This window comes from Pedobacter sp. Bi27, from assembly GCF_918698255.1.
Lineage (GTDB): Bacteria > Bacteroidota > Bacteroidia > Sphingobacteriales > Sphingobacteriaceae > Pedobacter.
The window spans coordinates 917,194-942,582 of the sequence record NZ_CAKKMW010000002.1 but is presented as its reverse complement, the minus strand read 5'-3'; the positions used below and the strand labels follow the sequence as shown (position 1 = coordinate 942,582).

The following is a 25,389-nucleotide window of genomic DNA, read 5'->3' as shown; positions in this document are numbered from 1 at the left end:
TGGATCGTCATGCTGAATTTAGTTCAGCATCTATATACCAGATACACAATACTAAAAAAGACCCTGAAATAAATTCAGGGTGACGCAAAATAGAGTTATGCCTTTAATACTACCCGTAAAAGATAAATACCCTGAAATTGGAAAAGACAATTTCATTGCAGAGAATGCCACAATAGTTGGCGATGTAATAATAGGTGATAAATGTTCAGTATGGTTTAATGCTGTAATCAGAGGCGATGTAAATGCCATTACGATTGGAAATGAATCAAACATACAAGATGGTGCTGTAATTCATGCTACGTACTTAAAGGCTTCTACACACATTGGTAACCGGGTATCTGTGGGGCACAATGCCATAGTGCATGGCTGTACAGTCCAGGATAATGTTTTAATCGGCATGGGTGCCATTGTAATGGATCATGCTGTTATAGAAGAATATTGTATTATTGCGGCTGGGTCTGTGGTATTGGAAAATACCATTTGTGAAACGGGTTATTTATATGCGGGTACGCCTGCTAAAAAAATAAAGCCCATTACTGATGAGCAAAGGGCTTTATTGAATAAACTGCCTGATAATTATATCATGTATTCGGGTTGGTTTACCCAATAGTGTCCGTCATTTCGACTGAAGTGAAACTGAATGGAGAAATCTTTCTCGAGATAGATCTCTCCGTTCAACTGCGTTACAGTCGAGATGACGATTTCTACGGTGTTGGCGGAGGGATAACCAATGGATCTTCACGTTCCCAGTTCGGTTTTAAATCCATTAAAGCCTTTAAATACCAAACTTTTTCGGGTTGGTATCCTTCTTTTACATTTCCTGTATCCCAGATTCCATTTTTATTCTCATCATAAATTACCCTGAGCATATACTTGCCAGCTGGATATTTAGAAAAAGTAACTTTTGAGTTTTTGCTGACGGGAAAAGATTTTATGATGTCCTTTTTTTCGTTTAGAAACTGCACAACGTATCTTTTAGCGGTATCTGGAACAGTTACATTTAATACCAGGGTAGTATAAGCATCCGAACTTTCGAGTGAAAAACGTTTGGTTACATCTTTGTTTTTAGCGTTAAATATGGCAGTAAAAGCACCTGCAGCTAGCTTTAAATCATAAGTCCTTTTATTTTTCCAGGGATATTTAATGTAATATTTAAGAAAATCTACACTGTCTTTCACCACCTCAAAAGTTGTCCGTTTTACTGAGTCTTCTAAAAGTGTGATTTTTGATGGATCTGCAGCAGTCATTGGAAAAGGAAAGGTTAGCGTTAACTGTTGGAAAGGGTTTAACTTGCCGCCCAATAAGTTATCAGAAACAGTAACCTCGCGTGTATAGGTGTCTTTTTTACCCCTGGTAAAGTTTAAGGTCTGTAAAACTTTACCTTGATCTTGTATGGCAACTTTAACCGAATCGAAACTCAAATCCTTCAACCATATTTTCGCAGTATCATTATTTTTAGAAAAATGGACAAACTTACCTACGTCAACAGCTGGTGGATCTGTAATGGTTATTTTAGGGCTTTTAAGCTGTTGATTAAAGATGATTGATATGCTACCGTCATTATTTAATTTTCGGTCTAATACGCGGAATTCTGGTGCCAATTCTTTAAATATCTGCAGATCTATGTTCTCTATATTTTTATCTATTACAATAGGTTCTTTTACAAATCCAATCTCATCCGAAATTTGCTGGTATATTTTATCGCCACCTCCGCTACTTTCTTTAATCGCATACACTTTATAAGTACCTTTTCTTAGGTTATTTAATTTGTAGGTTCCGGCACTATCGGTAGTGGTATATATTGATGGACGTTTTTTTCCAAAAATAGTATCTCTTTCTAAAGGCAGAATAAATACCGTAACTTCCTTCTCCGGTTCGTCAGTTAGTGAATTGATTACCTTGCCGCTTAATGATAACGAATCTATTTCCGGGCCGGTAGAAAAAACATAGGATAAATTTTTAACTACATTTCCTTCATTAACATCGGCTACAGATTTTCCAAAATTTAAAGTGTAGGTCGTATTTTTTTCTAAAGAATCTTTAAGATTAATTTCTAATCTTTTTTGCCGCTTTTTCAATTCTGGAAGTTTTTCCTGATCAGGCGAAATAGAAAATTCTTTAAACTCATCTTTAAGATTAAAATATTCGTCAAACTCGATTACAATTTTTTTAGCATTAAAATTCCTCGTTTGATTTTTTGGAGTCATACTTAAAACTTTTGGCGGCTTGGTATCTTTTGGCCCACCTTGCGGTGTTTGGATACTTGCACAACCAAAAAATAGGAGCAAGCTTGTTACAACCGCTAAATTTTTAAGGTTAAAATACTGAGCTTTTAAATTTGGCATATTTTAAACGTTCTGACGAATTTTTATACTTTTTGGAACCATAACATTAAAAAATCTTTTTTTTAGCTTATATCGCTTTATTTTAAGTCTGTTTTAAAATAGTTAAAGTATTGATTATCAATTACTTATTGATATAGACCATTAAAACTGATATATCTGAAGGTGAAACGCCTGAAATTCGCGACGCCTGACCTAAGGTACGTGGTTTGATCTTAAATAATTTTTCTCTGGCCTCTTTTGAAATGGAAACAATTTTATTGTAATCGAAATCTGGTTTAATTTCCTTGTCTTCCATCTTCAGCATTTTGGCTACAATTTCATTTTCCTTTTCAAAATAACTTTCATATTTAATTTTGATTTCAGCTTGCTCAATGGTTTCATTGTCTAAATCTTTTGTTGCTTCTGCAAGCGCTTTACTTACTTTAATCAGATCGGGTAAACCAACATGAGGCCTGCCAACCAAACTGTGTATTTTTACATTTTGATTTAAGACACTCGATCCTAAACTTTCGAGCATTGGATTTGCATCACCCATTTCGATACCTTGGTTTCTGGTGAACTTAACCAAAGCATCAGCATTTGCAATTTTCTGATTCACCTTCTCTAAACGTTCATCGGAAATTAAGCCCAGCTCATGGCCGATAGGGGATAAGCGGATATCGGCATTATCTTGTCTTAATAACAAACGGTGTTCGGCTCTCGATGTAAACATACGATAAGGTTCTTCCGTTCCTTTCGTTACCAGATCATCAATTAAAACACCAATATAGCTGTCAGATCTTTTCATGATCAGTTCATGTTTATCTGTGATTTTTTGGTGTGCATTTATACCAGCCATGAAACCTTGACAAGCTGCTTCTTCATATCCTGTAGTTCCATTTATTTGTCCGGCTAAAAATAAATTGCTGATCAATTTAGTTTCTAAAGTTAAAGACAATTGGGTAGGTGGGAAGAAATCGTATTCGATAGCATAACCTGGTCTGAACATTTTTGCCTGTTCGAAACCTGGTATTAACCTTAGGGCTTTAAATTGTACATCTTCCGGAAGGGAAGTTGAAAATCCGTTTACATAAATTTCACAAGTATTCCATCCTTCAGGTTCAACGAAAATCTGATGTCTGTCACGCTCTGCAAAACGGTTAATTTTATCTTCAATGGATGGGCAGTATCTCGGGCCTAAACCTTTAATTCTTCCAGTAAACATTGGTGACTTTTCGAAACCTTCTTTTAGCGTTTCATGAACATCTCCATTGGTATAAGTGATCCAGCAACAACGTTGGTCTGTCGAAACTTCGGTATCCGTATATGAGAATTTACCTGGGTTTTCGTCTCCCCATTGTTCTTCCATTTTGGTATAATCCAAACTTCTTCCATCTACACGTGGGGGAGTACCAGTTTTCATTCGGCCTGCTTCCATGCCTAATCCAACCAGTTGTTCGGTAATTCCTGTTGATGCTCTTTCGGCAGTTCTGCCTCCTCCAAATTTCTTTTCTCCAATATGCATTATACCGTTTAAGAAAGTTCCATTGGTCAATACTACTGCTGTACTTTCTATTTCGATACCTAATGATGTTTTAACACCATATACCGTATTGTCTTTTACCAACAGGCCAACTACACTGTCTTGCCATATATCAAGGTTAGGTGTTCTTTCCAATGCTAAGCGCCATTCTTCTGCAAAACGCATTCTGTCAATTTGCGCTCTTGGACTCCACATAGCAGGTCCCTTTGATTTATTAAGCATTCTAAATTGAATAGTCGATTTATCAGAGATAATACCTGAATAACCGCCCATGGCATCAACCTCACGAACAATCTGTCCTTTAGCTACGCCACCCATGGCAGGGTTACAACTCATCTGGGCAATAGTGCCCATGTTCATTGTTATTAATAAAACAGATGATCCTAAATTGGCAGCGGCAGCAGCAGCTTCACAGCCTGCATGACCAGCACCAACAACAATCAAATCGTATTTTGAAAACATTTTATTTTATATTTCTGTAATGTTCCACGTGGAACAATTGGTTTTTATCCTAATATTACGTCGTGCTAAAAATAATTTCAGTACGGCGATTGTTTGATGTTCCACGTGAAACATAACGTGGAAAACATCTTTCAATTATACTTTGGTTATTCTGAAAGTTCGAGCCAACGCATGGTTAACTCGTCAAGTTTTGCCTGAAGCAATTCTATCTCGCTGGAAACTTCCTGAATTTTTACATAGTCGGCTGCATCAATTTTAACCAGGCTTTCGTTAAGTGAAGCTATTTTTTTTTCTGTTTCAGCGATGCCTTTTTCACTCTCTTCTAATTCTTTTTGCTCCTTGAAACTTAGTTTTTTTACTGCTTTAATAGGTGTTTGTTCTACAACAGGAGCAGGTGTTTTCTTGGTTTCTGCTTTTACTTTTGGTTGCTCTAAACTTAAACGATACTCTGAATAATTGCCGTTATAAATTTTAACTACACCTTCGCCTTCCATGATAAATAGTTGATCGCTCATTTTATCAAGCAGGTATCTGTCGTGAGAAACCAGCATTAATATACCTGGGAAGTTCTCTAAAAATTCTTCAAGAACGTTCAGGGTATCGATGTCAAGATCGTTAGTCGGCTCATCCAAAATTAAAAAGTTTGGATTTTGCATCAAGACCTTCATCAAGTTCAAACGTTTCTTTTCACCACCACTTAATTTCTCTACCATGCCATGTTGTTTCTTCGGCGGGAAGAGAAATAAGGTTAAGAGGGCAGAAGCCGTAATCACTGAACCGTCAGCCATCTTAATATATTCAGCATCCGATTTTACAATATCAATTACCCTTTCCTTTGGGTCGAAAGTTAAACCACCTTGTTTGTAATAACCAAAAACGGTTGTATCTCCAGTATCAACTTTACCAGCATCCGGCTTTAATTGACTTGTAATGATATTTAGCAAAGTAGATTTACCTGTACCATTCTTTCCTGCTAAGCCAATTCTGTCTCCTTTTTTAAAGGTATAACTAAAGTCGTTGATGATCGGACGGCCATCAAATGCTTTTTTAATATGTTCGATCTCAATAATCTTCCCGCCTTGACGAGACATCTTCATTTGGAGGTTAATACTCTGATTATCAGACTTTTTCTTTGATTTTTCCTCTAAATCGTAAAAAGCATTGATTCTGGCGTTAGATTTAGTTCCGCGGGCCTGTGGCATGCGTCTCATCCACTCCAATTCTTTCTTTAATAGCTGTTGGTTCTTATGTAAAACCGTTGCGTCTAAAGCTTCTCTTTCCGATTTCTTCTCTAAATAATAAGCGTAGTTCCCATTATAGTTGAAAATTTTTCCTCGATCTAATTCAACAATGGTATTGCAAACGTTATCCAAAAAGTACCTATCGTGGGTAACGAGTAAAATTGTTTTCTGTCCGGTAGTTAATAATTTCTCCAGCCATTCAATGGTATCGATATCCAAATGGTTGGTCGGTTCATCAAGCACCAGAATTTCTGGATCTTCAATTAAAAGCTTAGCCAGGGCCAAACGTTTCTTTTGTCCGCCAGATAGGGTAGATATTTTCTGTTGAAGATGAGTAATGCCCATTCTGTTTAAAATGGTTTTAATCTCATGTTCATATTCCCAGGCATTGTGTTCACTTAATTCTTCATATAAACGATTAAGCGTTTTTTCGTCTGGATTAGGGTCTTCAATTAATTCTTCATATTCCTTAATTAACTGTTGTTGTTTATTCTCAAGAGAGAATATGTGGTCGCTAATAGAAAAACCTTCAGTAAATTGTGGTTCCTGATCGAGAAAACCGATTTTAACAGCTTTATTTTTTACAATTTTACCTTCGAGCGGAGGGAACCTTTCTGCCAATAATTTCAAAAGTGTACTCTTACCCGCACCATTAATTCCAACCAACGCCACGCGCTGACCAGAGTTAATACCTAAGGTTAAATTTTTAAATAGCCATTCGTCATGATAACCATGACCTAAGCCTTCTGCCGCAATTAGTGTGCTCAATTTTTTTGTATTTCGGATTTATAAAGGAAAATTAGTGCAAAAGTAAGTATAAAATATTTGGAACGGCATAATCAAATTGTAAAGGGCTTCTGTATCAGCTAAAAATGGCAGAATATTGATGCATTGGGTTATCTGTTCAGTAGTTCATTTGTTATTAGTTGCATTATTTCGGTAAAAGAAAACAGCGGTCGGACTCGCTCCACCGCTGCTTCAATCATTAACTAAAACTAAACTTTATCTTGATAATGCCTGGATGTAAATTCCAGTACATTATGTAATTGTTCTTTTTTGAATATAAGACTGCGGTTGATTAGAAATGTTGCAGAGAATCTCGGTGTATTATACCAGTATAGTCTAATTGTCGACGAACGCCCGTAACTGTTAGACGAACGGGGCTAAGGGCCAGAAGGTGTGCAAAACAAATGGTAACAATAGATTTAAAATTACCTGTTAAATGTATACTGGGAAGTCTGATTGAAAGAACTGGCAAAAAATTTATGGAGAAATTAACAATTAAGACGGGTTTGGTTCGGAGTTGGTTCGGACTAAAGACGAAGTTGTGACAATGTTACCCGAACAAAGCCTGTTTAAACTCCGAGATTTATGCATTATAAAAGGCAAGCAATGGTTTACTTCAATGGAAGTTAAATATAAGGGGGTCATTTGCTGTGGTCAGTTGGTTCTGCCATGCAAAATATAAAAAGCTAGTAGATAACCTGAAAATGAATAAAATGTGTGGCTAAAGAGAAACTTAGATTAGGCCAACTTCTGCTCTATAGCTTAAATATTCATCTTCTTTCTGCGTCATGAGGCTTTTGGCAGCTTTTCCTTTGTCTTTGTAACCCAGTAAATGGAGCGTGCCATGGATCATAATGCGGCAAACCTCATCAAATTCCAGTGTTTTGAAGGTTTTGGCGTTTTCTTTAACGCGCTCAATACTGATGAAAATATCGCTTACAATCTGTTTTTCTTCTTCAGAATTATCGAAAGTAATGATATCGGTATAAGTATCATGGTTTAAATATTGTTGGTTGATGCCCAACAGGTATTCGTCACTACAGAAAATGAAATTAAGTTCCTGCAATTTAAAGCCTTCTTTTTCAATCGTAGTTTTAATCCACTTCTTTACCTTAAGTTTCTGAGGAAGACTATAGCTAACTGATTCTGTGAAAAATGATATTGCAGGCATATTGTGGTGTTTAAGGCTGCAAATTTAAGAAATATTCCAATAGTTGCCGTCATCTCGACTGGAGTGCAACGGAATTGAGAGATCTTTAATTAAAAAGATTGTAGGCAAGGTTAAAAGATTTCTCGACTCCACTGTGTTCCGCTCGAAATGACGGGTCGATTTACGTCAGGGTGACTCAACGCCTAACATCATCGTTCCATATTTAACGACTTCAAATACTCAGCGATCTTGTTTTTATAGTAATAATTTAAGCTTGGAGGCAGTTTTTGCAGCATATCATTGCCGTTTTGTTGCTGTTTTTTAAACTGATCGACCATTTTTTGATAGGATGGAGGGAACTCTTTAGCTGCTTTACTTTCCCGTTTAGCGTCTTCTTCCTGATCGCGTTCGGCTTTTTCTGCTTCTAATAACTTTGTTAAAAGGTCTTTTTGCCTGTTTAAGGTTTCTTGTTGCAAACGTTTGTTAACCAGATCGCTCTCTGTCTGTTTCATTTCTTTAATGGCTTCATTTAGATTACCCATTTTACCTGTGCCATCTTTGTTCTCTTCACGGTTGATCTTTTCGAGCGCCTGACGGATCATTTGTTGTTGCTGGGCCATCTTACCAAACTCCTGGCTCATTTGTCCTTTGCCAACTTTACCTTGATTATCTCCCGATTTTTGCATTTGCTCACGAGCCTTTTGCATGCTTTTGTTTAACTGTTCCTGCATCTGCGAAAGCTGCTTCATCCCTTGTTTTTGTTTCTTTCCACTACCGCCCTTACCGTTTTTCTGCATATTTTGGAGCTGACTCAAGGCCTCACTCAACATCAAGGTTAGATTATTGATAGAAGTCATGGTAAACTGCTGAAAACGATTAGCCTCAGGCGTTCTTCTATCACCCAAACTTTCCAAACTTTTATCCAGGTTGAAATTGATCTTGTTCATCTCCTCGTTAACTGTCGATTCTATCTGCGGAACGCGCTTGCTTAAACTGTATAAGCTATCGGCGATAGTTTTAAGGTTATCTTTAATGCTGCGCTGTTTCTGAACGTTGCTGGTATAAGAAGGATCTGCCGCGGTCATTTTCTTTAAAGCAAGCATTACTTTTTCCTGATCAAAAGAAGTGGTCAATAAGTTTTCCAAGAGGCGTCGCAACTCTTTGGCGTTCAGGTTGTTTTCCATTTCTTCACCCTGCTGCTGCATATCGCTCATTTTTTTAGATAACTTTTCCATCTGCTCGCCAGCTTTTTGCTGTTTCTGGCTTGCATTTTTCGAATCCTTTTTATCTAAAGCATCTTTACTGTCCTGCTGTTCTTTTTGTATATCCTGCACATCTTTTTCAGGATTTTCGAAAGGATTGGGCCTTTCAAGCGACTGATTTTTTTCTTCCAGCTTTTTTAGATCGTCTTTCAGGTCTTTCATTTCCTTGTTAAGCGCATCCTGTTTCTGCTTTAACGATTCATTATCTTGTTTTTTGTCTTTGGTTTGTTCAGCAAGTTCCTTTTGTTCTTTAGCCAGTTCATTTAGCCGATCGATATCGGTTTGAAGGTTTTGTTCAAATTCTAATTGTTTGTAGAGTTCTAGAATCCTGTCGAGTTCATTTTTAAGGGTTTTATTGTCCAGTTGCATTTTCGAGAGTTCATTTTGCGTTTGGTCCTTATTTTTCTCATTCATCAGGTTTTGCAGCTTTTGCAAAAGTTCTTTTGTTTTCTTATCCAGTACATTATCAAACAGGTCTTTAATCTGCTTCTGTTTTTCTAGGAGCTCTTCAGTTTGCTTTTGGTCTTCCTGTTGCTGGATATTTTTATCGTTCTGCTCTTTTATTTCTTTTACAGCCTCATCAAGCTGTTTTTGTTTGTCTAAAAGGGCTTCAATCTGTTTTTTATCTTCGAAAGATATCTGTTTTTTATCGATGAGGCTTTCGGCCACCTTTTTACTTTCTTTTTCGATGGTATTGGCCAGGCGTATGGCCGATTGCATTTTTTGTTTTAAAGCCTGGTTGCTTGCATTTACCTGTTCGGCAGTTTCTTTTTTAGTAGGCTGTTTAAAGGTTTTGATTTCAGATCGGGTAACTTTTGCGCCATTTACACCGTCGTTATCGGCTACTTCGAAATAATATTCAATTTCCTGACCAGGTTTGGCAGCCGCAGTTTTTAAATCCCAGAAATAGAAAAAGCTATTTTCTGTCGCATTGCTTTTAATGGCAATATTTTTGGTAACTGTACCCACAATGCGGTTATTTTCTTTTATATTGTATTTAAAACTTAAGCGGCTAAAACCATAATCATCAGTAACCTGACCGCTGAAATACAAGGCCTTGTTACTTACCGAATCTGATTTTTCTTCAACAGAAATACTAGGAGATTGATCTTTAACAACCGTGATTTGATGCGACAAAGAATCTCTGAGCGTAACATATTGGTTTTTAGGTGTGATGCTATATTTTGAATTATTCCTGATGGTAGTATTAAAGGCCGATTCATTGTCCTCAACTTTTAAAACATTTTCGGTCCCATTTAAAATAAACAGCAGGGAGTTGCTCTGGCCGGTTTTAAAGTTCCAGGTAACTTTTGTGCCTTCGGGTAGAAGCATATCGCCAACATTGGCAATCAGTTCTTGTTTTTTGCCCAGATAAGCAGGGTAATTTAAAGTGGCGGTTGCATTTAGTAGTTCAGGGCGTGGTTTAACCGAAATTGTAAACACAGCTGAGCTAAAGCCCCCCCCTTTAAAAATTAATTTTTTATCGCTCTGTATATTTTTGATGTTATAATTAAACTTACTGATGTTCTCTTTTTCGAGTTTATAGGTGTTTTTGCCGTCTTCAACGTAAATTTCGGCAGGAAGTTCATCACCGGCCAGTTTAACGTTTAGTGTTAAATCATCACCTTGGGTAACGGTTAAACTCTTATTCAAAACTGTGAAACTGAAAGGTGCTTTAGGTGCAATGTATTCATCGTACTTAAAAAAACTGTTTGTGCCCTCGCGCAAAATAGCAGGTGCGATAATGGCAATTAACAGAATAATAGAAAGGGGAACAAAAAGATATTTTAAATACTTCCGGTTATCGTTAATGCTAATAGCCGTGTAAAAGGGGACAGGTTTGAGCTCTAATATTTTTTGATCGATACTGGCAATAATGAGCTGATTATTATTTGGATGATTTTCTGAAAGGCGGTGAAGTTGTAAGGTGTTGAGCAATTTATCCTTAATATCGGAAAAGTGATTTCCGATGATAACCGATGCTTCATCGAAAGTGAGGTGTTTGCCCAATTTGAGCATTGAAAGTAATGGTTTAATAATTAGAAAGCCAATAAGTAAGGCCCCAATCAGTAAATAAGCAAAAAATACAAAGGTTTTAAAACCGGCAGTTGGATTGAGGTAATAAAGGCTCAAAAAAACTAGGAGATATAGGCCTAAAAGTATGGCAGCGGCATAAATACTCCCGCGCAAAATTTTATTCAGGTAAAATTTGCGGATAAACTCATCTATCTTCCGTAATAAATCGCTGTAGTTATTGCTCACCATATCACCGTAAATGTAAAAATAGTTCTAATCAATTGAAAGAAATCTGATATTAGCATAACGTGTTTATTACAAATCGGTTATCAATTCTGATTATTTGCCGGTTTTTTATCGAAATTCCATCAAAATAATGAAAATGGTAAAAATAAGACAAACGTTTGATTAGATGCGTTAAGGTGCGTTTTGTATTAAAATGCATTAAAAGATTAATAATGGGTTGATTCTTATTTAATGAAAAAATATCTTTGGCGTATCATCCGCTCCGAATAACTAGTAAAAACACCCTTTTTTATTTTCTTAGGAATGCCTATTAATGGACTATGTTGTTGATTTAACGTCGGGTTGTTTACAAACTTTTCAAACTGTTTACCGTTTGTTCAACCAAAAACTTTATGGCTATGTACTGAAAAAAACAGGTTCAGTATACATGGCAGAAGAGGTGGTGCAGCTTACTTTTATCAGGCTTTGGGAAAAGAAGGAAAATTTATCTTCGGAATACAGTTTATCAGCTCAGATTTTCCGCATTGCGGGCACCATCCTTATCGATCAACTTAGAAAAGAGGCTGTTGGCAAAAAGCATTTAACGGTAGTCGAAAGTGATTATGCCATGCAGAACGAAGTTAACCAGCCAGAAATGCATCATGCTCTTGAGCAGGCTATCGAACAAATGGCCCCTGTTAGAAAAAGAGTATTTAAATTGAGTAAAGTAGAGGGGTATTCTTATAAAGAAATTGCAGAAATGCTTTCTATTTCTCCAAAAACAGTCGAAAATCACATATCGCAGGCATTAAAACAATTAAGGGCTGCATTTTCTTCTATTATTTCTTTAGCCGTCATCATGTCGGCCATTATAATTAAATAATTATTGCCTTTTTTGACCATCAGGACCGCTATTTTAAGAAATTACACAAATAATTTCAATCGAATAGGGGTAAAGCACTTTCAAAAACGTAATGTAGTTATGCAAATCAACCAAAAGCTTGTTGAGAAGTTCTTTGCCGGCCAGTGTACTGCCGAAGAAGCCCGCTTGGTAAGTAAATTTTTAGCAGATGGAGACAACCGCGAAATTTATTTAAACAGCGAGGAATGGGCGCATTTTGAACCGAAAGAAAAAGTTGATAGCGAAATATCAGACCGGATTTATGTAAATGTGTTAGATCATATCCATGATAGAATAGAAATCAAAAGAAGCCGGTTGCGTTATTTGGCTTATGCCGCCTCAATAGCATTGATTGCTACAATAGGATTGGTTGTTTATAAGTTTAATAGTACTCAGATTTCTAGATCAAATACTGTTGCTTTAGCTAAACACGGTGTGCCTGCAAGGGTGGCTAAGTTTGTAACCAATACATCGAACACAAAACTAATCCATACCCTTCCTGATGGAACCATTGTTGAACTTGACCCAAACAGTGAGGTAAGTTATTTTCCGTTTGACCAAGGGAAAAGAGATGTGGTTTTAATAGGACAGGCATTATTTAGGGTACATAAAGATAAGACAAAACCTTTTACGGTCTTTGCCAATAACCTCGCTACTACTGCCTTAGGTACGGTTTTTAAAATTACAGCCTTTAAAAAGGGGCTTTACACTAAAGTGCGATTAATTGAGGGAAAGGTAGTAGTTAAACCCCAGCAAAAACTTTTATCAGCAGGGGTTAAAACCGTTTATTTATTGCCAGGGAAAGTATTTACTGTAAATATGCAAACCTATGTTGCAAATGTGAAAGAGGTTAATATACTACCGGCTAAGAAGCTGGAAATTTTAGATCAAAACAAGGCTATTGTTACCGAAAATGCCATTATTTTCGATAACGAATCATTAGCTGGTGTTTTTGATGCACTTGAAACTAAATTGAACATTAAAATAAAATATTCTGCAAGTCAGTTAAACAAAAAAGTATTTACAGGGCAATATGAATTCGGACGCGATGACATTGACTCTTTCTTAAATATGCTTTGTTCTCTCAATAACTTGGCTCCAGAAAAAACAGAGGTGGGATATAACATAAAGAAGAAGTAAACGAAAAACCTAAACAACCAAACTAACTAACTTCATGATTAAAATTTTTACTAAAAGGAACGTTCCAAAACGTACCTTACTGCTACTGCTTTGCCTTTATTATGGCTTTAGTGCCTATGCGCAGGCTCCAGCTGTTAAGGGAATCGTTAAAGATGAAAAGGAGACCATTGTTGGGGCAACAATTGTCGCTCAAAATGTTCAAACGGGAGCTAGAACAACTACATCATCCGATAGGAACGGGGTATTCAGTTTTCCAAAGCTCGCAGCAGGCCCTTACAAGTTTACCATTAATTTTATTGGGTATGAATCTAAAACTGTTAATGGACTGGTTAAGGATGGAGGTACTTTTTCACTATCAGTGATTTTAAAGGAAAGCAGTACCAGCCTTGATAAAGAAGTCGTGGTAACAGGTACAGGTATTACCCGAAATAAAAACACGTTTACGGGAAGTACAGCCACATTTTCTGGTGATGCATTAAAAATGGTTGGAAATAACAACATTATTCAAAGTTTAAGAACTTTAGATCCTTCTTTTATCTTAATTGAAAATAATTTGGTAGGATCTAATCCAAATGTTTTACCAGTTATAGAAGTTCGGGGGAAAAGTAGTGTACCAAGTGCCAGTTTAAAAGACCAGTTTGGCGGCGATCCTAATCAACCACTATTTATTTTAGATGGTTTTGAATCAACCTTACAAACTATAGTGGATTTGGATATGAACAGGGTGGGTTCTATTACTATTTTAAAAGATGCGGCATCAACAGCTCTTTATGGTGCAAGGGCATCAAACGGGGTAGTTGTTATTGAAACAATCAGACCAAAATCAGGTGAACTTCAGTTTACTTATTCAAATGATTTCAGAGTAGAAACACCGGATTTATCTGCATATAATATGATGAACGCGGCCGAAAAGTTAGCATTCGAAAGGTTATCTGGAAGATATTCTGCTGGAGATGGAAGCCCAACACAACAGGTTTATTTAGATCAGCTTTATAATTCGCATTTAGCGAAAGTAAAAAGAGGTGTTGATAGCTATTGGTTAAGTGAACCTATACAAACGGGCTACAGCAACAACTCATCAGTTTTTGTACAGGGTGGAGATAATACTTTTACTTACGGCGTGGGGATGAATTATAAAACCCAAACTGGTGCAATGAAAGGCTCTGGAAGAGATAGTTATAGTGGCAGCATCAATCTTACTTACAGAAAAAAGAAGTTAAACGTTAATAATATTACCTACATCAGAGGATATTCTGCTTTTAATTCACCTTATGGCCTTTTTTCGGACTATGTAAATGCAAATCCATATTTTGAAAAGAACTACTCCGATCGATATTTAGAGATTTCGAGACAGTCGAACGGTACGGAGATTAAAGTTAGAAACCCATTGTATGATGCCACTCTTCCACAATACGACAATACTAAAAATTTAGAGGTTCAAAACAATTTAAATATCAACTACGATTTAACGCCAGATTTAAGATTAAACGGAGCTGTTCAAATTACGAAAGGCAATAAAAAAGGAAAGATTTTTAGAGCGCCAGAAAGTAGCGATTTTGAAGATGTGGCTTTATTAAGAAAGGGAACTTATCAGGATAGTAGTTCCAATAATTTATCTTATCAGGCAAATCTATTGCTAACCTACTATAAAGCAATTGCTGAAAAACATATTTTGAATGCAAATTTTAGGGCAACAGTCAACGAAAGGCAGGATGATAGTTTTATCACCCTTTTAGAAGGTTTTCCGCAAGGAAGCAATGGGAACCCCCGATTTGCTTATGGTTATGCAGAAAATGGAGTGCCTAAAGCTGCTTCCAGTATTTACAGAACGTTAAATGGAACTTTTTCTGCCAACTATGCTTACGATAATCGGTTTTTGGCTGATGCCTCGTACCGCTTAGATGGGTCTACCGCTTTTGGAAGAAATAAGCAATTTTCGCCATATTATTCTTTTGGTTTAGGTTGGAACATCCATAACGAAGAATTTTTTAAGGGAAAAAACTGGATAAACAGACTAAAGCTTTTTACCAATATTGGAGTAACTGGTAATCAGAATTATGGGAATATAACCTCTGTATCAGTTTATAATTACAATAGTAACAGCAATTACAATCAATTTGGACAAGGTATAGATTTAAGTACGCTGGGTAACCCAGATTTAGCACCACAAAAAACAAGGCTAATTAGTGGAGGGCTAGACTTTATGCTTTTCAATAGCAGGTTTACAGGTTATATCAATGCATACAATAAAACAACAGATCCATTAGTTGTAGCGGTCGACCTACCCTCATCTACAGGTGTTTATAGCTATCCTTTAAATGCAGGTACCTTAACTTATAATGGCGTAGAAGTGAAACTAAATTATTCTCCGATTTACAATACAGCAAAAAGATTTGTATTAATGCTTGGAGTAACTGGAACGATGTTTAAGAGTAAATACGCAGGCTTTGGAAACACATTGAACTCATTAAATAAACAACAAGAGTTAAATAAAAGCAAATTGAGATTTACCGATGGCTATAGTGCCGAAACCATTTGGGCTGCCAAATCTTTAGGTATTGATCCGGCAACAGGAAGGGAAGTGTTTTTAACGCCAAGCGGCCAATACTCATTTGATTATAGTGCCGCCAATATATTACCTGTGGGAAATACAACACCAACAGTTGAAGGGGTATTTACCACAAACCTCATGTTTAAGGGATTTACTTTTGGTATTAACATTAGGTATAAACTTGGTGGTGATGTATTTAATGGAGCCTTATTTGATAAGGTTGAAAACATTAGTTTTTCGAATATAAACCTTAACCAAGATAAAAGAGCACTCTACGACAGGTGGCAAAATCCTGGCGACGTAGCTCAGTTTAAATCTATATCACAGACATCGACCACACCAATTTCCTCAAGATTTGTACAAAAGGAAAATACAATAAGTGGCGAGGCGATCAATCTTGGCTATACTTTCGACAATAAGGTTTGGGTTAAAAAATTGGGTATGCGTTCTCTCGCCATTAATGCATTGGCAAACGATATTTTCAAAGCATCAACTGTTAGACAGGAGCGGGGCATTGATTACCCTTTTGCCAGAACGGTATCATTTAGTTTCAGGGCTTCATTTTAATAAATATATAGATGAAAAAGAATTATATAAAATTATTTGTAGCAGCAATTGTATTGTCACTGTTGCTGGGTGCTTGCAAAAAATTCCTTAACGTTCAGCCAGAAGATAAGGTTATAGAAAGCCAGGTATTTGCAAGTAAAGGTGGAATAAATACTGCTTTAAATGGCTTGTATATTAACCTGGCAAAATCTAATTTATACGGAGAAAATCTTACACTTTCTACAGTAGAGATTTTAGCCCAAAGATATAATGTGCCGTCAACGCATAGCTTATATAAAATTGCCTCTTATGCCTACGGGGATAAGCCAGCAACCACCAAGTTCGATGCTATTTGGACGGAAGCCTATTCTACGATTCTAAATATCAATAGTTTTTTAGAAAATCTTGAAATATATACCGGCGTATTGGATACAAAAACCGAATCTCTTTATAAGGGAGAAGCTTTGGCCATGCGGGCTTTACTTCACTTTGATCTTTTACGCCTTTATGGTCCTAAATACAGCTCAGCAGATTCGACTAAACAATCTATTCCTTATTATGAAAACAGTCAATCGAAAATTAATCCACTTTTGCCCGCCAATCAAGTAATGCAAAAGGTTTTGAGTGATCTTCAGCGTGCGGAAGAATTACTCAAAAATGATATCATCATTACGAGTTCGGGTGTTAATCCTCCGGCAGCAAATGCAGAGGTCGATTTTGTAAACAATAGTCGAAACTACCGCTTAAATTATTATGCTGTAAAGGGTTTGTTGGCAAGAGCCCACTTATACCGGGGAGATAAAGTATCTGCACTTTCGGCAGCGAAATCAGTTATACAGCAAGCCGATAAATTTAAGTGGACGACTACCACCAATGCTTTAAGCGAGAAAGTAAACCCCGATCGTGTATTTTCTACAGAGATGATATTCGGTACAATGAATACACAGCTGTACAACAATTACCTTACTTTATTTGATCCTTCAGTTACGGAGGGTAACATTTTAGCACCTGCAGCGGCAAGATTAACAACGGTTTTTGAATCTAACGAAAGCGATTATAGATATAATTTAAATTGGCAGATCCCATCAACAGGGATAAAAAGCTATAGGACCTTTTATAAGTATGCTGATATCGTAGATAAAACCAAAACATTCAGATTTACTATTCCACTTTTAAAAATTAGCGAAATGTATTTCATTGCTGCTGAATGTGAACCTGTTGCATCGGATGGTATTAACCAATTGAATGTGGTACGTCTTAACAGGGGCTTAGCGAACCTTGCTACCACCGCGAATGTAAATACAGAGCTGCAAAAAGAATATCAAAAAGAATTTTTTGGCGAAGGACAGTTGTTTTATTACTACAAACGTAGAAATGTAACCTCGGTAGGAAATGGAACGGGGAGTGGGAATATAACCATTGTTCCTGTAGTACCACTTCCATTATCAGAAACTCAATATCGTTAACCTAAAAGATTGATCCAATGAAAGAAATTAAATTTTATACTGCAGGTTTACTGATACTGATATTCGCAAATTCATGCAAAAAAAATCTGGAAACCTACAGCGGTAAGAACAATATATATTTTAATGAGGCCGGCAGGCTACCCGCGTTTAACGGTGAAGTAATAAGAGATTCTACTGTAATGTCTTTTTCTTTAGCGAAGAATACAGATTCAATAGTAAACATGGTAATTAAAACCACCGGCACAGTGAGTGATAAAGACCGTTCTTATAAATTAATAATGGATCCGGTTTCGACCGCCATAGAAGGAAAACATTATGACGCTTTACCTCAAACTTTTAGCATCAAAAAGAATAAACTTCAAGATACGGTTAAGATTAAATTTCATAAAACTGTAGATATGCAGGCTCAGAATTTTACACTGTTTTTTAAGCTGGAGGCGAATGAAAACTTTAGTACTGATATGGTAGATAAATTAATTAATGCCACAACCGGGCAAAGATTAAGCTTTATCAAATACCGGTGGTTTGTAAATGATATCATTAAAAAACCGGGGAGGTGGTTGGATGGCTATCTAGGTACTTTTACCCGAAAAAAGCTGAGTTTGATTGTTCAAGTATTGGGTATAGATCCAGCTTACATGGACACCTCTATGTCGATTGCTGAGCTTACTGCATATGGTAAATTTATGCAGCGTTATTTAAACGATCAAAAAGCAGCCGGAAAAACTATTTACGAAGACGACGGATCAGAAATGATTATGGGTGCTTCTGTTCAATAAAATCTATCCCTTAAATTATTGATTATGACTTTCAAGAAATACATATTGATCATTGCACTTTGTATTATAGGCACATTTAGCGCTTGTAAAAAGGACATAGGCAATTACAATTACAATGATATAAATGAACTATCAGCTGTTAGCGGTATCGCACCAGATTTAACCGCAGTATACAGCAAACAATTTGTTTTAAAGCCTGATTTGAAGTTTACACAAGATGCTGGAGCAGACGAATCTAAATACAGTTACGAGTGGTCTTACATCGGGCCAAATGGAGTAGGAGGCTCTAAGCTCTTTACTTTGGCCACAACAAGGAACCTCGATTTAAAAATGACAATTATTGCAGGTAGTTATCAATTTTATTATTCTGTTACTGATAAAAGTACGGGAGTAAAATTTAGGTACCCTTTTACGTTAAAGGTTGTAAATGAGATAAATGAGGGTTGGATGTTGATGTGCGATGTATCGGGAAAAGCAAGAGTAGATATGCTATCGTTAAATACAAGCAGTACGTTCGATGTAATTATAGATTTATTGGCCACAACGAGTTCAGACCTAAAACTAGACGGAAAACCTGTATTGGCTTATACCTATAACACCGGTCTTTTAGTCGGGCCCGATCAAATTAGCTATGGTGTTTATTTTGGTACCGATAAAAGTACTCAAAAGGTTGATCCTAATACATTTAAATGGACAAAAACCATGGGCCTAACTTATGAGATGTATGGAAATGTTCCTGAGGGGTTTTATGCAGATGTTATTAAACAACGTGGAGGCAGCTCCGCATATATGATCGGAAACCAGGACGCTTATTACTATGAGCGTGTACAGAACATATATTATTCTGCTCCTATAAATTACATAACAGCCGAACAAAAAGGATTTAAGGTTGCTCCTTTTGTTGGAGGAAACCCAGCTGTTGTTGCAAATGCCCACGCTATATTTTACGACATTACCAACCGTAGGTTTGTAAAACACGTAGGTTCGGCAGCAACTTGTACAACATTGCCAAACCCTCCGGATGCACAGAAATTATTCAATTTCTCAACCGGGATGGATTTAATTTATATGCAATGGGTAGCGTTTAATGGCGGCGAGGTGTTTAGTGTACTCAAAGATCCCAACTCATCAAAACGCTATCTGACCCGATTTAACAGTGGTAACAATGCACAATCTTACTATGCAGAAATTTTAGCCACAGATTTTGCAAATGCAGAATTATATGCTGTGAATCCAGATTTGGGTTATATTTTCTATACCGTTGGCAGTAAAGTTTACGAATACGATATGTCTTTAAAATCGGCCAAACTGATGCTCGATATGGGAACTAAGAGAATTTCTTTCTTACAGTTTTATGAATTTAAGAATACCACAAAATATAAAGACTCAAATAAGTTAATGGTTGCATCATATGATCCGGCATTGCCTGAGGGGCAGAACGGAAGCCTTAGCACTTATACGGTTCCACCTGTAAACGGCGATTTGGTACCATATGCCAATTATAGCGGTTTCGGAAAAATTAAGAGTTTAACCTATAGAGAACGCTAAACAAAAACACTGCATTAAAAACATACAAATTAAACCAATGAAAATTAAAGCATTATTAAGCACGCTTTTGTGCATCGCAACCATATCTGCAATGGCACAACAGCCAGTAGAGGTAAAAGGGCTCTTAAAAAAGAAAAGATCATCAGCTGTAAAACTGTTTAAAGTAAAGGATGGTAAGAGTGTAGAAATTGCCAATACAACCCCAGCTGCTACAGGCCAGTTTGGTTTTTTATTCTACCCTGAATACGAAGGTTTATACGTAATCGGTACTGGTAACGAAAACGGGCCTAATGATAACTATAAATTCTATTTTAAGGGAGGGGAACAACTATCTGTAAATCTATTGGATTCTAGTTATGTGTTAACCGGAAAACTAAACTCAAAAGAAAATGTGGTATTAACCCAGTGGCACGATTTAACTTTTCCGTTAGAGCAAAAGGCCATCAACTTTATGAAAGTGCAGAGTACTTTTGTTGATTATTTTCCGGAACAAGAAGAAATTGTGGCCAAGAGTAAAACTTTCTTAAATGGAAAGGCAACCGGCAACGTTAAATTCGATAAGGAAATTAAGGCAATAATGGTATGGGATTTAGCCAGTTATGCAACCAATTTCTTGAATACTCCCCGATCTGCCCACCCTTCGGTAGAAGAGTACAGCAATTTTTATAGCACCATAAAAGCAGAAGATTTTGCCAAAACAACCAATAAAGTTTATACTTATCCATGGGGTTTCCGTACGCTATCTGCCATCATCAGTGTAAATATGCGCCAGCAGGGAAAAGCCTATAAAAGAGGGGTTGAAGGTGTAGACCTTTTTGCTTCTTTTGTTCCGAACGATACCTTAAAAGGAGACCTGGCTTTAGATAATGCAGCAGGATATAAAACAATAGGTGATTATCAAACCTTAATGGCAAAATATGATAAATACGTGATTACCAAAGCACAAAAAGAGCGTAGCAGTAACATTATGAACCCTTTGTTAACCTATAAACCAGGTACCGATGCTTACGAATTTTCTTATGCAGATAATACCGGTAAAGTGTATAGCATGAAAGATTTTAAGGGAAAAGTGGTGTTGGTTGATACCTGGGCAACCTGGTGCGGACCTTGTAAAGCTGAAATCCCATTTCTTAAAAAACTGGAAGAAGAAATGAAAGGGACAGATGTTCAGATTATCAGCTTATCTACCGATGCAGAAAAGGATAAAGAAAAGTGGCTTAAAATGATCAAGGATGAAAATTTGGGCGGCTTACAGCTTTTTGCCGGCGGACCAGCTAATGAGTTTTCTAAATATTATAAAATTAATGCCATTCCCCGTTTTTTGGTTTTCGATAAACAGGGCAAAATTGTAACCGTTGATTCACCCCGTCCTTCTCAGCCAGAGTTAAAAGCATTATTGCAAAAAACTTTGGCCAATTAGGTCATTGCTTTGCCGCTATATCGGCGGCAAAGCTTTTTACATTTCTTACGTATATGATAACAATAAAAAAACTATTGCTGGCTACGCTTTTGCTCTTTTTTTTACCCAAAGCCTATTGCCAGAATGATAGTATACAAATTAGCGGGCAACTTAAAGGCCTGGGAAATAAATCGGTTTGGATTTCTTTTGCTGATGATGCTGGTGTATCGAGAAGTTATAGAGCAAATGCCATTAACGATATTTTTTCTTTAAAGGTACCCCGCTTGCAAAAACCAGCCATTGCCCGTTTTGATGTTTCGGTATCAAGGGGTTTAAATGCTACGAACAATGACAAAACCGTTTCGAATCCATCTCCCGTTCTTGATTTATTCGTTTTCGATAAAGGGATTAAAATAACTGGCGATGCCTTATTGGTTCAGTTTGCAAAGGTAAGCGGCGATGAAGAAAACAATGTGTTTGACAGCTATAAACAGCTGGTAAAAAAAGAGGAAATGCGTAATTACGAAATTATGCAGTTGCTTTTTAATGGAGAAAAAAACACGAATGCGGCGCAATCAAAGGCGCTTGGCGCTGAGGCTACTGCAATAAACAGAAAATTGGTTAACGTAAAGCGCGACTTTGTTAAAAACCATCGGGATGCCTTTGCTTCTGTATTTTTATTAACCCGAATGCAAAACCTGTATACCGCAGGCGATTTTATTTCCACGTGGAACAGTTTATCGTCCAAATATAAAAACCATCCTATCGCAGAGAGAATCAAGGCATACATCAAAAAAATAAGTGCTACTCCTGAAGGATCGGATGCCATTGGTTTTCAGAAAACCGACAATCATGGCAAAACCATCAATTTGGCTGATTTTAAGGGAAAGACTGTACTGCTCGATTTTTGGGGCAGCTGGTGCGGGCCTTGCCGAGCCAGTAACCCACATCTTAAGGCATTATACGCAAAATACCAATCCAAAGGTTTTGAAATTATAGCCATAGCACAAGAGCAGAAAAAATTACTTAGCGAGGCACGCACAGCCTGGCTTAAGGCTATTGAAGAAGATGGACTCACCTATATCAATGTGCTTAATAATGAGGATATGGATAAGCAGAATTTGGTAAAAGACTATAACATTGTGGCTTTTCCAACCAAGATACTGCTCAGCAGCGAGGGTAAAATAATACTCCGTATTACCTCGAGTGCTACTGATGATATTGACCAGGCCCTCGAAAAAATTTATGGATTTTAAATCCACCAACTCAGATAAAATGAAAATTAAAGCAATACTGTTTTTGAGCGTCTTGGTATCGGCGCTAAACGTGCAGGCACAAAACGCCAAAACGACAATCGAAAGCTTGAACAAAATGTTCGCTCAAAAATCTATTGACCCTGTAATGGAGAGTTTAAGCGCCAAATTTTCTGTTGCTGCTTATTCCAGACCCTCAACCGATAAGATGTTAAAAGCTATTGTGGAGCGTTACGCCTGCGATTCGCTACAATTGAAAAGTGAGGCAAAACAAAACGAAAATATTCAACTTACCGTATTTCCGTTTAACAAAGGAAAGGCAGGCAAAGAAAGCTTTATTTTTACCGACGCGCAGTACAAACTTCTCTACGCTGATATTTTCGACCAACTTTATGGCATGAACCGGTATAAAAAATCGGTATTGATTGCTAAAATCCCCTTCGAAGTACAAGATGGTTCTGTCATTTTAACAGTTAAGGTAAACAATAGCCAGCGACCGCTAAAACTGCTTTTTGATACCGGAGCAGATGGAATGGCCATTACCAAAGCCCTTGCCGATTCTGTAGGTATAAAAGCTACCCGCCAGCAAAGTACATCTGTAGTGGGCGGGAATATGCAAATATCTGTTTCAGAGGGAAACACCATCAAGCTGGATACATTCTTTTTAAAAAACCAAAGCTTTGCTATTTTCCCTGAAATGCACAAAGGAAGCGATGGCATCATTGGCAATAGTATTGCCAAAAACTACATTACCAAAGTAGATTTCGATAAAAAAGAACTTTCACTTTATAATTTTGGCGATTACGAGTACCAAGACCAGGGGAAATCGGTTCCGGTTATCGTGCCTGCCGGGTTGTTTATTATTCCGGGTGAGATAAGCATAATACCTGGCCAGGAACATGCAGGCGAATTTGTTTTCGATACCGGTGCGGCATATAATCTCATTTGTTTCAGGCCATTTGTAAAAAAGAATAAACTATTGGTAAGTGGTTTTAAACCCGAATATAATGGTACCACAACCAGCATGGGTATCAGCACACCTACCTACAGCGGCAGGGCAGCATCGTTTTCTTTTTCAAATATGCCTAAGCTAGCCGATTTTCCGGTTACCCTCATGGCCGGAGGTGGCCAGAGCGAAAACTGGAATCCGGGCTTTGATGGATCAATCGGTATCAGAACCATAGGGCGTTATAATTTCACCATTAATCTGCAGAAAAAGGAAATCCATTTCGTCCCGAACCATACGTTAAATTTCCCTAACGATTTTGTTTTGGGCGCTTATTTATTCGGCTTCGATCAGGATGGAAAATTAAAGTTGTTAAGTGTGGTTGCTCCGGTTGAAAGCGAAACATTAAAAGCGGGGCAGACAATTGAAAGTATTGATGGCGTCGCCGCATCAGTTCTGCTTAAAGACAGCAAGAAAATGCTTGCGGTTTTAGCAGCACCCTCTGGCAAAAGCTTCAAAATTGCCTACACCGCAAATGGAGAAAAACAAAATATCTCAATAACCAAAAAATAGATTTATGAAAAAAATAATCCATACTATTTGTCTGATGTTCGCTGTTATAGGCTGTCTGGCACAAAATCAATCCTTAAACAGCGTATTGAAACAAGCCAAAAAAGAAAATAAACTCATTTTTGTTGATTGTTATTTCACAGGCTGTATCCCATGTGCTCAAATGGATGAAAATGTTTTTCCAAATGTGCTTGTTAAAGCAGAAATGGACAAAAATTTCCTAATGCTCAAAGTAGATATTTTTAAGGATAAGCTTGGCGATACCTTAAAAGTGCAGCATATTTTAAATGGATTCCCAACTTTCCTGGTGTTAAACAGTGATGGAAAATTAATCAGCTCATCATCTGGCTACAAAGATCCGGGGAATTTGCTCGCATTGTTTGCCGATGCGCGCCAAAAAGCAAATCAACAGAAGTTTTTAACTGGTTTTTCTACACAATATGATGAAAAAAAATATCCGTCGTTTTATGTAGAATTCTGTAAAACCAGGAAGGGAATAACCCCAGCTATCTTAGCAACCTATAGCGATACTTTAAAAAACTTTAAGGCTGAGAATGCCTTGTTGCCTTATCTGGTTACCAGATCGGCAGATGAAAAGGCTATTGAAACCATTTTTGCCGATTATAATGGATATGCCTCACTTTATGGTGAAGAAGTTTTACAACCAGTGATAGATTACGGATTGAATCAAAGGCTGGCCAAAGCAATGAAAACAAATTTGAATGATACTGCTTTTGAAGACTTTTTAACTGGCCAGAAAAAATACTTCACAGAAAAAACATGGAAAGTATGCCTCCAAACTTTGGGCAATAAATATTTCTTAGGAATGAAAAAAGATACCGTTGGTTTTCTGAAATTCTCGATAAAAAATCCAGTTTTATATCAATACCATTTTAATGCGCTTTATAGCACTTTATTGGCTAAAAAAGGATTTAACCAAGAGGTTACCACGCTCTTCTGTAAATGGGCCGATGCCATTGTTACTGAAGACAGCGGCCTTGAATTTATGAAAACAGCTGCGGCGGTAAATAAAATAGCGCAGGATGAAGCTGGTTATAACAGGTTTATAAAAATGGCAGCTAGCTATGCCAGCAAGTATAAAATGAAAACAGAACCCATTAATGAAAGCGGTTCAAAATAAATAAGAATTACACCTTGTAGAAGGGGTGCATGTTAAATAGTTAATGATCGAAAAGCTTATCTGGATGGATAAGCTTTTTTGTTTTTATTCATATAATGGTTACATTAACTTTATTTTGTTTTCGGGCTAAAAATCTACTT

At 37.0% G+C, this 25,389-nt stretch carries 16 protein-coding genes; 11 read left to right on the top strand and 5 right to left on the bottom strand.

Going from position 1 to position 25,389, the window contains the following annotated elements; all coding sequences use genetic code 11:
- Positions 1-97 precede the first annotated feature (97 nt).
- Positions 98-610 (top strand): gamma carbonic anhydrase family protein, encoded by a 513-nt coding sequence (locus tag LQ227_RS09425; protein ID WP_057931003.1) that lies wholly within the window; start codon positions 98-100, stop codon positions 608-610.
- 94 nt (positions 611-704) lie between these two features.
- On the opposite strand, the gene LQ227_RS09420 is transcribed toward LQ227_RS09425, so the two are convergent.
- The 5 genes from LQ227_RS09420 to LQ227_RS09400 form a co-directional block, all read right to left on the bottom strand.
- Complete coding sequence (locus LQ227_RS09420) at positions 705-2,345, bottom strand: Ig-like domain-containing protein (protein ID WP_230149149.1); 1,641 nt, start codon at positions 2,343-2,345, stop codon at positions 705-707.
- Positions 2,346-2,466: 121 nt separating this feature from the next.
- On the bottom strand, positions 2,467-4,329 hold the full coding sequence (gene mnmG / locus LQ227_RS09415; RefSeq protein ID WP_230149147.1) for a tRNA uridine-5-carboxymethylaminomethyl(34) synthesis enzyme MnmG: 1,863 nt from the start codon (positions 4,327-4,329) through the stop codon (positions 2,467-2,469).
- A 146-nt stretch (positions 4,330-4,475) separates the two neighbouring features.
- A complete protein-coding gene (locus tag LQ227_RS09410) occupies positions 4,476-6,338 on the bottom strand; it encodes an ABC-F family ATP-binding cassette domain-containing protein (RefSeq protein WP_230142965.1) in 1,863 nt (620 codons plus the stop codon).
- A gap of 751 nt (positions 6,339-7,089) precedes the next feature.
- On the bottom strand, positions 7,090-7,527 hold the full coding sequence (ybeY, locus tag LQ227_RS09405; RefSeq protein ID WP_230142964.1) for an rRNA maturation RNase YbeY: 438 nt from the start codon (positions 7,525-7,527) through the stop codon (positions 7,090-7,092).
- A 188-nt stretch (positions 7,528-7,715) separates the two neighbouring features.
- Entirely contained in the window at positions 7,716-11,033 is a 3,318-nt protein-coding gene (locus tag LQ227_RS09400; protein ID WP_230149146.1) for a DUF4175 family protein, read from the bottom strand.
- Positions 11,034-11,343: 310 nt separating this feature from the next.
- Between LQ227_RS09400 and LQ227_RS09395 the strand changes: the two genes are divergently transcribed.
- The 10 genes from LQ227_RS09395 (at position 11,344) to LQ227_RS09350 (ending at position 25,249) form a co-directional block, all read left to right on the top strand.
- Entirely contained in the window at positions 11,344-11,892 is a 549-nt protein-coding gene (locus tag LQ227_RS09395; protein ID WP_230149145.1) for an RNA polymerase sigma factor, read from the top strand.
- 99 nt (positions 11,893-11,991) lie between these two features.
- Positions 11,992-13,050, top strand: a complete 1,059-nt coding sequence (locus tag LQ227_RS09390; protein ID WP_230149144.1) for a FecR family protein — start codon at positions 11,992-11,994, stop codon at positions 13,048-13,050.
- Positions 13,051-13,084: 34 nt separating this feature from the next.
- Positions 13,085-16,168, top strand: a complete 3,084-nt coding sequence (locus LQ227_RS09385) for a SusC/RagA family TonB-linked outer membrane protein (protein WP_230149143.1) — start codon at positions 13,085-13,087, stop codon at positions 16,166-16,168.
- An 11-nt stretch (positions 16,169-16,179) separates the two neighbouring features.
- Positions 16,180-17,613, top strand: a complete 1,434-nt coding sequence (locus LQ227_RS09380) for a RagB/SusD family nutrient uptake outer membrane protein (protein WP_230142954.1) — start codon at positions 16,180-16,182, stop codon at positions 17,611-17,613.
- 17 nt (positions 17,614-17,630) lie between these two features.
- Positions 17,631-18,392, top strand: coding sequence for a DUF4843 domain-containing protein (locus LQ227_RS09375; RefSeq protein WP_230142952.1), 762 nt, complete (start codon positions 17,631-17,633; stop codon positions 18,390-18,392).
- Between the two features lie 24 nt (positions 18,393-18,416).
- Positions 18,417-19,940 (top strand): PKD-like family lipoprotein, encoded by a 1,524-nt coding sequence (locus tag LQ227_RS09370; RefSeq protein WP_230142950.1) that lies wholly within the window; start codon positions 18,417-18,419, stop codon positions 19,938-19,940.
- A 37-nt stretch (positions 19,941-19,977) separates the two neighbouring features.
- Complete coding sequence (locus tag LQ227_RS09365) at positions 19,978-21,360, top strand: TlpA disulfide reductase family protein (RefSeq protein ID WP_230142947.1); 1,383 nt, start codon at positions 19,978-19,980, stop codon at positions 21,358-21,360.
- Between the two features lie 53 nt (positions 21,361-21,413).
- A complete protein-coding gene (locus LQ227_RS09360) occupies positions 21,414-22,595 on the top strand; it encodes a TlpA disulfide reductase family protein (RefSeq protein ID WP_230142945.1) in 1,182 nt (393 codons plus the stop codon).
- Positions 22,585-24,111 (top strand): retropepsin-like aspartic protease, encoded by a 1,527-nt coding sequence (locus tag LQ227_RS09355; protein WP_230146645.1) that lies wholly within the window; start codon positions 22,585-22,587, stop codon positions 24,109-24,111. Before LQ227_RS09360 ends, LQ227_RS09355 begins: the two co-directional genes overlap by 11 nt.
- Positions 24,112-24,115: 4 nt before the next feature.
- Positions 24,116-25,249, top strand: a complete 1,134-nt coding sequence (locus tag LQ227_RS09350) for a thioredoxin family protein (RefSeq protein WP_230142942.1) — start codon at positions 24,116-24,118, stop codon at positions 25,247-25,249.
- Positions 25,250-25,389: the final 140 nt, after the last annotated feature.

Excerpts from the sequence above, each read along its gene's own strand:
- LQ227_RS09425 (WP_057931003.1), top strand. The coding sequence starts at position 98 with ATGCCTTTAATACTACCCGTAAAAGATAAATACCCTGAAATTGGAAAA.
- LQ227_RS09420 (WP_230149149.1), bottom strand. The coding sequence starts at position 2,345 with ATGCCAAATTTAAAAGCTCAGTATTTTAACCTTAAAAATTTAGCGGTT.
- mnmG (WP_230149147.1), bottom strand. The coding sequence starts at position 4,329 with ATGTTTTCAAAATACGATTTGATTGTTGTTGGTGCTGGTCATGCAGGC.
- ybeY (WP_230142964.1), bottom strand. The coding sequence starts at position 7,527 with ATGCCTGCAATATCATTTTTCACAGAATCAGTTAGCTATAGTCTTCCT.
- LQ227_RS09400 (WP_230149146.1), bottom strand. The coding sequence starts at position 11,033 with ATGGTGAGCAATAACTACAGCGATTTATTACGGAAGATAGATGAGTTT.
- LQ227_RS09395 (WP_230149145.1), top strand. The coding sequence starts at position 11,344 with ATGGACTATGTTGTTGATTTAACGTCGGGTTGTTTACAAACTTTTCAA.
- LQ227_RS09390 (WP_230149144.1), top strand. The coding sequence starts at position 11,992 with ATGCAAATCAACCAAAAGCTTGTTGAGAAGTTCTTTGCCGGCCAGTGT.
- LQ227_RS09385 (WP_230149143.1), top strand. The coding sequence starts at position 13,085 with ATGATTAAAATTTTTACTAAAAGGAACGTTCCAAAACGTACCTTACTG.
- LQ227_RS09380 (WP_230142954.1), top strand. The coding sequence starts at position 16,180 with ATGAAAAAGAATTATATAAAATTATTTGTAGCAGCAATTGTATTGTCA.
- LQ227_RS09375 (WP_230142952.1), top strand. The coding sequence starts at position 17,631 with ATGAAAGAAATTAAATTTTATACTGCAGGTTTACTGATACTGATATTC.
- LQ227_RS09370 (WP_230142950.1), top strand. The coding sequence starts at position 18,417 with ATGACTTTCAAGAAATACATATTGATCATTGCACTTTGTATTATAGGC.
- LQ227_RS09365 (WP_230142947.1), top strand. The coding sequence starts at position 19,978 with ATGAAAATTAAAGCATTATTAAGCACGCTTTTGTGCATCGCAACCATA.
- LQ227_RS09360 (WP_230142945.1), top strand. The coding sequence starts at position 21,414 with ATGATAACAATAAAAAAACTATTGCTGGCTACGCTTTTGCTCTTTTTT.
- LQ227_RS09355 (WP_230146645.1), top strand. The coding sequence starts at position 22,585 with ATGGATTTTAAATCCACCAACTCAGATAAAATGAAAATTAAAGCAATA.
- LQ227_RS09350 (WP_230142942.1), top strand. The coding sequence starts at position 24,116 with ATGAAAAAAATAATCCATACTATTTGTCTGATGTTCGCTGTTATAGGC.